General features: G+C 71.7%; 8 protein-coding genes. 2 read left to right on the plus strand and 6 right to left on the minus strand.

The annotated features are described in order from the left end of the window. Positions 1-438, plus strand: a 438-nt coding sequence (locus EYA84_RS20020) for an FAD-dependent oxidoreductase (protein WP_131054578.1), incomplete at its 5' end; no start/stop codon positions are given. 100 nt (positions 439-538) lie between these two features. After that, positions 539-1,093: a hypothetical protein gene (locus tag EYA84_RS20025; RefSeq protein ID WP_131054579.1), complete on the plus strand. Its 555-nt coding sequence runs from the start codon at positions 539-541 to the stop codon at positions 1,091-1,093. On the opposite strand, the gene EYA84_RS20030 is transcribed toward EYA84_RS20025, so the two are convergent. From EYA84_RS20030 to EYA84_RS20055, 6 genes are all read right to left on the minus strand, one after another. Beyond that, positions 1,080-1,457, minus strand: coding sequence for a helix-turn-helix transcriptional regulator (locus tag EYA84_RS20030; RefSeq protein ID WP_131054580.1), 378 nt, complete (start codon positions 1,455-1,457; stop codon positions 1,080-1,082). The genes EYA84_RS20025 and EYA84_RS20030 overlap by 14 nt on opposite strands. Positions 1,458-1,521: 64 nt before the next feature. Next, positions 1,522-2,043 carry an SRPBCC family protein gene (locus tag EYA84_RS20035; RefSeq protein WP_236145858.1) on the minus strand — a complete coding sequence of 174 codons (522 nt, stop codon included), beginning with the start codon at positions 2,041-2,043 and terminating at the stop codon, positions 1,522-1,524. A gap of 111 nt (positions 2,044-2,154) precedes the next feature. Next, complete coding sequence (locus tag EYA84_RS20040; RefSeq protein WP_131054581.1) at positions 2,155-2,796, minus strand: response regulator transcription factor; 642 nt, start codon at positions 2,794-2,796, stop codon at positions 2,155-2,157. A gap of 52 nt (positions 2,797-2,848) precedes the next feature. Beyond that, positions 2,849-4,825 carry a GAF domain-containing sensor histidine kinase gene (locus EYA84_RS20045; RefSeq protein WP_236145859.1) on the minus strand — a complete coding sequence of 659 codons (1,977 nt, stop codon included), beginning with the start codon at positions 4,823-4,825 and terminating at the stop codon, positions 2,849-2,851. Between the two features lie 55 nt (positions 4,826-4,880). Further along, on the minus strand, positions 4,881-5,366 hold the full coding sequence (locus tag EYA84_RS20050; RefSeq protein WP_131054583.1) for a hypothetical protein: 486 nt from the start codon (positions 5,364-5,366) through the stop codon (positions 4,881-4,883). 169 nt (positions 5,367-5,535) lie between these two features. Continuing rightward, on the minus strand, positions 5,536-8,631 hold the full coding sequence (locus EYA84_RS20055; protein ID WP_131054584.1) for a hypothetical protein: 3,096 nt from the start codon (positions 8,629-8,631) through the stop codon (positions 5,536-5,538). Positions 8,632-9,151 lie beyond the last annotated feature (520 nt).

Raw genomic sequence — 9,151 nt, forward strand, 5'->3', positions numbered from 1 at the left:
GCCGCCGGCCGGCTCGCCGCCGACCCGGCCGTGTACCCGGTGCGCGGGCACCTGGTGTTGGTGGCGAATCCGGGCCTGACCGTCTCGGTACGCGACGAGGACGACCCGGCGGGGATCACCTACGTGCACCCGCGCCGACACGACGTGGTTCTCGGCGGCACGTACCAGCCGGGCGTGGGGCACACCGCGCCCGACCCGGACACCGCGACGGCGATCCGACGGCGCTGCGTCGCCCTCGTGCCGGAACTGGCCGACGCCCCGGTGCTCGGCGAACGGATCGGACTGCGTCCGGCACGCCACGGCGGCCCCCGGGTAGAGGTGGACCGGTCGATCGGTTCCGGGCATCGGCTCGTGCACGCCTACGGTCACGGCGGAGCCGGGGTCACGCTGTCCTGGGGGTGCGCCGACGAGGTGGCCGATCTCGCGGTGGGCGGTTGAGCGGGACACCGGCCTCGGAGCCGATCCGGGAAGGGCTTGACGCTCCGCACAGCATCGAGCAAAGTCGATTTATGTAGCTGTCTTGACACGGGGAGGACACATGAAGGCCCTCGTCACCACCGTCTCGGCTGCGGCCCTGCTGTTCCTGGCCACAGGCAGCGCCCCCGCCGATCCACCGCCGACCGACGCGCCCTGCACCGGGCAGATCCACGCCAACCCCGGGTTCGAACGCGGCACCACCGGCTGGACGGCCGGCCCCCGCATCGTCGTACTCGGTGACGCGGCGCGGCCCGCCCACTCCGGCCGCGCCTACGCCACCTTCGCCGGGCTGGACGTGACCCGGTCGGATCTGCTGCGGACCACCGTCACCGTGCCGGCCGAGTGCGACCTGACGGTCCGCTTCCGGGTCCGGACCACGACCACGGAGAGCAGCCGGAGCGACTACCTGAACGTCGGGCTGGCGGTCACCGGGATACCCCCGAAGACGAGATTCTCACTCGCCTTCGACGGTGGGGCACAGTGGCGCGAGTACGCCATGTCGAGCGGGACGGCGACGGTCGAGCGCACCGCGACGGTCAGCTTCCTCGCCAGCGAGACGGCCGGCAACGGCGTCACGACCTTCGACCTCGACGACGTGACCTTCACCTTGAGCTGACGCCGGAGTGGCCGTCGCGGCCGGGCTCGGACGCCTCCTCGGCGTCCGACATCGCGGCGAGGACCTCGTCGAGGCGCTGGTAGCGCTCCTCGGCCCGCTGGCGGTACCGCTCGATCCACCCGGCCATCAGGTCCAGGACCTCCACTTCGAGGTGGGCGGGCCGGCGACGCCCGTCCCTGCCACGGGTCACCACGCCGGCCTCCTCCAACACCGCGAGGTGCTTGGCCACGGCCTGGAGGCTCATGTCGAACGGCTCGGCCAGCTCGGTCAGCGTGGCGTCCCCGGCGGCGAGCCGGGCCACGATCCGCCTGCGGGTCGGGTCGGCCAGGGCCGAGAAGACGGGCGACAACGTGTCCGCGCTCATGTCGGCCACCGTCGCACGGCGATGCCCGGCGGTACGACGGCTTCCGCCACATCGGTCTCACGCATCATGCGACTCGTTCGACCAGCAGACCGTCGAGCTGCTCGTAGCCCTCACGAACCCCGACCTCCATACCCGAGGCCAGGAACGCGTCCCGATCCTCGAACGAGTCGACGAGCGAGGTGGCGGTCAGCCGGGTGCGCCCACCCAGGTCCTCGAAGGAGAGTCGTTCCAGCGCGACGCCGTCGGGCATCCCCTCGAAGGTAAAGGTCTGGACGATCAGCTCACCCGGCCGCACCTCGTGGAAGCAGCCCCGGAACCCACCCTCGAACCCCTCGGCCTGCTGGACGTAGCGGTACGATCCGCCGCTCCGGCAGTCCCACGTGTCGATCACGGTCGCGATGTCTCGGGGACCGATCCAGCGGGCGAACAACTCGGGATCGGTGTGCGCCCGGAACACCGCGTCCGGCGGGGCGTCGAACTCGCGGGTGATGATCACCTGAGGGACCGTGGGGTCGGCCACGATCCGGGTCTCACGGGTGCTGGCGGTCATGGTGGCGCTCTCCTTCGCGGCAACGTCGACAAGCATGTTGAACTGCTATTTCAACTACGCGGTTGAGCATCGCAGCACGCCCCGATGATTGTCAACCAATTGGTTGAGTAACCTCGGTCGGGTCTCGTCCGCCGCCGAAGACGGCTCTCAGAGACCGACGTCGCGGGCGAGGAGAGCCGCCTGGACCCGATCGGAGACCCCTAGCTTGGCGAAGACCGCGGAGAGCTGGTTGCGGACCGTCTTCTCGCTCAACCCGACCCGGCGGGCGATGCGGGCGTTGGTCTCGCCGGCCGACAGGTACCGCAGGATGTCCCGTTCGCGCGGGGTGAGCTGGTTGAACGGTGCTGGCAGTTCCACCGGCCGGCGCTGCAGGTCGGCCAGCACCCGAGGGCCGACCCGGGGGCCGAGCACGAGTCCACCGCCGGCCACGGTGCGCAGCGCGTCGACGATCACGTCCGGGTCGGTGTCCTTGAGCAGGTAGCCCCGGGCGCCCGCGTGCAGCGACCGGCTCACCACCTCGTCGTCGTCGGCCATGGTGAGCATGAGCACGGCCGTCGCCGGACGGTCCCGCACGATCCGGCGGGTGGCCTCGACGCCGTCGCCGTCGGGCAGACCGACGTCCATGGCGACCACGTCGACCGGCTCGGTCATCACCAGCCGGATCGCCTCGGCGCAGGTGGCGGCCTCCAGCACCGCGCTGACCCAGCCCTCCCCCTCCAGCATGATCCGCAGTCCACGGCGGACCACCGGATGGTCGTCCACGATCAGCACCCGACCCTGTCCGGACATCTCTCTCGCCCCACTTCCGGCCCGACCGCCTCGACCAGCCCGGCTCATGGTGTCAGCCGGTTCCGTCCACCGGAACGGGGGCCGACGCGACCGGCTGGAACGGCAGGCGTACCCGTACCAGGGTGCCCTGCGGTGCGCGGTCCACCAGGTCGCACTCGCCGCCCAGTTCGGCGGCGCGTTCGCGCATGGAGTCCAGACCGACGCCGCCCGGGCGTCGGGCGCGGACACCGACACCGTCGTCGCCCACCTCGACGACCAGGGCGCGACCCCGGCGTACCACCACGTCGCAGGTGGTGGCCTGGGCGTGCCGGGCCACGTTGGCCAGTGCCTCACCGACGATGCGGTACGCCGCCACCTCCACGGCGGCGGGCAACCGGTCCAGTTCGTCCTCCACCCGCAGGCGCACCGACAGGCCGGGGCCGTCGAAACGCTGGCACTCCGCCCGTAGGGCCGATTCCAGCCCACGGTCCAGGGCGGGTGGGCGTAACTGGTCGACCAGTTGGCGTACCTCGGCGGTGCAGGTCCGGAGGTCCTCGGCGAGCCCGTCGAGGATGCCGACCAGTCGCTGCCGGTCGGTGGCGAGCTTGCGGGCGGCCCGTACCTGCATGGACATGCCGGCGAAGGTGGGACCGAGCCCGTCGTGCAGGTCGCGACGCAGCCGGCGGCGCTCCTCCTCCCGTGCGGTGACCAGTCGCTCGCGAGAGGCCCGCAGGTCCCGGATCAGGCGCGCGGTCGCCGCCGCCACCGAGGCGTGCAGGGCGACGTCGCTGAGCAGGCGTCGCTCGACGGAGGTGAAGCGGGTCCCGGGGGTACGGTGTGCCACCACCAGCGAGCCGACGCGCTCGCCGTGGGTGACCATGTCGAACCGTTCCACCGAACCGGTGGGCCGGCCGTGTTCGGCGTGCACCTTCGGGGGCCGATCCGGGTCGTGGTCGGCGGTCAGCTCGACCGCGACGTAGGGCACCTGGAGGGAGCCGGCGACGGTCCGGGTGAGCAGCGGCAGCACGGCCTGCGGCTCGACGGTCCTCTCCAGCAGGTCCCCGAGGCGGGCCAGGACCGCGTACGGCTCGTCGCGCTCCCCGTAGAGCAGGCGGTTGACGCCGCGCTGCACCCGGTGCCGCAACGGTTCGAAGGTCACCGCGATCAGCCCGGTGGTCACCAGCGAGGCGTTCGAGGTGTCGCCGCGCAGCACCAGGTCGCGCAGCAGGCTCACGGTGGAGACGAAGGCCACGATCAGCAGCAGGCTCATCACCAGCCAGACCAGCGTGCGGTTGATCACCTGTTCCAGGCCGTAGAGCCGGTAGCGCAGCACGGCAAGGGTCATCGCCCCGGGAATGGCGATCACCATGAGCACCCAGGCGCCGGAGAGGTTGAGCGCGTCGAGCACCAGTCCGAGCAGGAACAACACCGCGGCGGCGAGCAGGCAGGCCAACTGCTGGCGGGTCTCGCCGGTGGCACGCCGCCAGCGACCGGCCAGCGCGACCAACACCGCCAGCAGCGCCAGCACCTCGACGCCGATCGCCAGCAGCGCGATCTGCACCAGCGTACGGGCCTGGGCGGTGGCGGCCGGCTCGGCCGAGAGCAGCAGCCGACGGGGGTCGCTGAGCGCGGCAACCGCCAACGCCACGGTGGCCACGACGGTGGTGACGACGATCAGGTACGCGACCAGACGCCACCGCCGTCTCGGCAGCCGGCCGTCGGGGAAGACCAGCAGGGCGAGGATGACCAGTCCGTACGGCGGCCACCAGAGCCACTGCCCCACCCAGGCGACCGGAGTTATCCCGGACCAGCTCAGCGACAGGGCGGCGACGGCGGCGGTGAGTCCGGCCGCGGTCATCAGCCGCCCGACCGGATGGCCCGGCACACCGGCGAGCACCAGCGTGCCGAGCGCGGTGAACGCGGCGGCCATGCTGGCGGTCACCGCGACCGGGCCCTGGGCGGCGGCGTCCCGGCTCCACAGGTGGCCGATGACCACGAGCAGCGCGACGGCCGTCCCCGCCACCGCCAGGGCCCGACGGCGGACGGTCACTGGTGGCGGGGTCGGCGACAAAGGAGCCTCCGGGACGGGTCGGAAAGGGGTCGGGTCAGCGAGCCCAGCCCGCCGCGTGCATGGCATTGTGCAGCAGGTTGCCCCGATGGCCGTGTGAGTGCCACGGCAACGCGTCGACGACGTCGGTGAAGTTCGGAGCGTCGCAGTCGGGCAGGTCGGAGAGCACCTCCTCGACGTCGATCCGGTGGTCGCCGAGCACCTGCGGGCGTTCCCGGACGAACTGCTCGACGTGCGCCAGCACCGCCTTGAAGCGTTCGCGCAGGATCTCCGGCGCGGCCGGGCGGTGCGAGGGGTGCAGTTCCACCAGCTGCCAGTCCTGCGAGAAGGCCGGGATCAACTGCCGGCCGGTGGGGTCGAAGAACTCCACCGGACCGTCGAGCTTGTCGTAGTGCCTCTGCTCGTCGAGCAGTTCGGCGAGGTTGCGGTAGACGTGGCAGAAGGTGTCGTCGCCGGCCACCAGCACGATGCGCGGGTCGGTGTCGGCGGAGGCACGGTCCGGTTCACGAGTGGGCAGGGTCATGGTGGTCTCCTCAGGATCACGCGAAGCGTAGACACGCGCGGGGTCCACGGTGGCACCGTCGCGGGTGTCGCGTTCGTCGGCGAAGGTCCGACCTGCCCATCGTCACCCGGTGGGTGTCCCGCCGACCCGGGGCGGATGTCCCGGGTCGGCGGGATCGTGGCCCGTCCGGTCAGCCCAACCGGATCGCCCGACTGGCCGCACGGGTCATGTCGACCGTCGCGGTCACGTCCGGCAGCCCTTCGGCGTGCGCTCCGGCGTGCACCCGTCCCGACCAGTGGCCGTACCGGGCGGCGAGCTGGTTGGCCCGCAGCTCGGCGGCCCCGAACAGGCACGCGCTGAGCGGGTCACGGGGGGCACCGCTCGTCGCCTGCGGGCAGCCGGCACCGTACTGGCCCTGGTTGGCCAGGGGGTTGAACCCGGACCGGTCGCCGCCGCACGGGTCCCATCCGTCGACCTGCGTGCAGCCGTCGTAGTTCGCCAGCGCCTGCGCCATCGCGTTGTGCAGGTGCCGGTTGGCGGACTGGTCGGCGTCGCTGCGGGGCCGGGCCCAGTCGGCCGGCAGACCGTGGCTGCCGAAGAGCAGACCGCGCAGGCCGTCGTCGGACTCCAGGGCAGTGCCCCAACCCAGCTCGGTGTACGCCTGGAGCAGCCGCAGCGCGTTGGAGACCTTCTTGCCCTGCTGCCACAGCGCCTTCGCCGAGTCCCAGGTGCCGGGGTCCGGCGCGGCGGTGCCGGAGCCGGCCAGCATCACCCGGTAGAAGTACTTCTGCCGGCCGGCGAGCATGCTGGCGGCCTTGGCCCGGGCGGTCGCCGTCTGGGCGTCGACCGTCGGGATCGCGGCGGACTCGAAGGCCGTCCGATAGGTGGTGTTCCACCGCTCGTCGAGGAACTTGCGCTCGTCGTAGCAGTAGCCGTCGGGAATCTCCGAGCGGACGCTCCAGGAGCAGTAGACACCGATCGGGAAGACCCGGGTGGCGCTGCGGACCTGCTGCCAGTCGCCGCCGGCCCACTTCACCCGGGACCGCACGGTGATCTGCAGGTCCCCGCTGGTGGTGTGGAAGCGGGGTCCCTCGTTCTCCACCACGTTGACGAACTGCGCCTCGTAGCAGCTCGTGAAGGAGGGACGGTGGGCCGGCGGCAGGCCGTGGGCGGCCAACTGGAACGGGTTAGGCAGGGTGTTGTGCCGCAGCGTGGCCGGCACCGCCCGGGTGCCCAGAGTCCCGGCGCAGGGGGCGATCGAGCCGGTCTCGCTGATCCGGTTGGCGGCGGCGATCTGCTGGTCCGGGCTGCCCCACATGTCGTACTCGGGGATCGCGTCGCTGCCGTTCCAGAGCACCGCGCGGCGGACGTTGTCGGCCTGGTCCCGCCAGCCGTTCATGGCGGTGCGGTAGTCGTCGACCAGCGCGGTGAACAGCGGGTTGGTGGCTCCGTCGTCGGTCGGCTTGCTGAACTGCCGGACCCGTTGGTTGATCTCGTCACCGGCCAGGGCCACCGCCTCGGCCCGCCCGGTGTCGATCCGCCTGGCGTACTGCGGGTTCTGCAGTTGCAGGATGTTGTAGGTGCGGGCGGCGGTCTTCCAGGCGGCGGCGTTGGCCACCGGTCCGGTGGTCCAGGCGCCGCCGACCCGCTGACCGGCCCACTGGGTCAGGTAGTTGATCGAGCCTTCGGGCAGGTAGAGGTCGAGCTGCGAGACCGGGTCGGTGGTGTTGGTCCCGGCCGGAACGGTGAAGGTGCCCTCGGCGGCGGCGCGCAGCGTGGCGAACTCGAACGTCGGCGACTCGGCCTTCGGGAAGTACGTGTTGATGTAGTCCGGGATCGGTTCCCCGGTGATCTCCTTGTGGTGCACGTAGGTGGTGATGACCGTGTTCAGCGGGTCACGGGCGATGTTCTGCAACGCCACGTGGGTGGCGAGGGCCATCGCGTCGACCTTGCGTTCGATGGTCTGCAACTGGGTGGCGATCCGGCCGAGGTTGGCGTGGACCTGGTCCAGCGACCGGGTCAGCGCGTCGAGCTGGGCGACCAGGTTGGCGTACATCTCGCCGAGCGCCGCCTCGATCCGGTCGAAGCGCCGGTCCATGCCCTGGGCCAGGCGGTTGATCTGGTCCCGGAGCTTGCCGATCTCGGCCTGCACGGCGGCGTTCGGGTCGCCGCCGCCGGCGAACAGACCGATCAGGCTCACCGCCGCGCCGAGCAGGTTACCGGTGAGCACCGCGGTGCCCATGGCGACGGCGGCGGTGCTCAGCCCCTGGCCGAGCACGGTGGTCATGTAGGTGTTGATAGCGGTGACCGAGGTGACGATCGCCTTGCCGATCGTCTCCAACTGCTTGCCGAACTTCTTGTCGTGGAAACCCATCACGGTGGAGAGCACGCTGACCGTGGAGCCGAGCCCCTCGAAGATCGTCTTGTTCTCGGCGGTCTTGCGCTTCTCCTCGTCGATGACCGCCGCGGTCGGCTTCGGGTCGCCGTTGAGCGGGTAGGTCGCCGCCCTGGCCACCACCTCGTCGGCCCGGGCCCGTCCGCCCGCGTCCAGCACGGCCAGCGCCGCGTAGGCACGGTCCTGCACCAGCGCGCGGAAGGCGGCCGGGTCGTCGCGCTCGTCCCGGATGGCGGTCAGCGGCACGTAGTGGCCGAGCGTGCCGGCGTTGCCGTCCGGACGCGGTTCGTGGATGCGGGTGGCCAGCAACGTGTCCACCGGGGTGCGGACCGCCGTCTTGGTGCGGCCGGTGAACGCGGCGTCCCACCCGACGGTCAGCGGGTCGTCCACCTTCGCCCGTCGGTGCAGCTCCATCCAGGTCTCGCGGACGACGTCGCGGGACTTCGCGTTCCACGCGGCGTCCTGGTAGCCGCCCCGGACCAGGTTCAGCATGTCCGGTACGACGTTGGCGCCCTCGGCGCCGACGGTGCTGTCCAGGAAGGTCCGCACCGTCGGGCCGGTGAGCACCGCGCCGCTGCTCGGGGTGTCCCCCAGCCGCGCGAGCAGGGCCATCGCCAGGGCGAAGCGGGACCGCTCCTCACCGCTGCCGTCGGGCGCCACCGTGGCGACGGCCGCGCGGGTGCCGTTGGCGTGTGCCGCCACCTGGGCGGCGTCGGCGTTCGGGTTCGCCGTACGCCAGTCCAGCAGTTCGGCGGTGAGCAGGGCGTCGGTGAGCCCGGCGGCACCGTTGTCGTGGAGCTGCACCACGGCAGCGAAGAGCGCACCGTGCACGGTGTGCTCGTCGAACGGCACCTGCTCGACCGCCCGCGCCGGAGTCTGGTGCATGGTCACGGTCAGCACCGCCGCGATCCCGACGGCACACCACCGTCCGAGGGTGCCCCGGCGGCCCGTGGGCCTGCCGTGTCGGCCGGGCGGTCTGCCCGACCCCTTCGCCGCTGTCGTCACCACGTGTTCCTCCCAAGACCGGGACCGGACGGGCCGGGCCGCATCGAACCTGACCGTTCCGAGGCTGGTGGGCGGGACGTCCCGGAGGGCAGGGACGACCGCCCGGCGTCCAGGGACATCTGTACCGGCGGGGTGCCGGGTCATGCGCGAGACCTGCGGCGGTGGTGCTGCGGTAGGCCGCTGGTCGAATGCGGCTCACTCCGCAGTGGGAGTCGAATCTCGCGCCTGAGCACGATGCACACCGACCAGGACACATTGATGCTATTTCCATGTCTCGCACTCTTCGGACACTCAAGGTGGTGGCCACCAGCCTCACGCTGGTCGCCACGATCGCTGTCGTACCCGCCTCCGCCGTGGCGCAGCCCGGCGCGTCCGCCGGAAAGCTGGACCGCACCGGGCTGCGCGC

The organism is Verrucosispora sp. SN26_14.1 (genome assembly GCF_004307965.1).
GTDB lineage: Bacteria > Actinomycetota > Actinomycetes > Mycobacteriales > Micromonosporaceae > Micromonospora.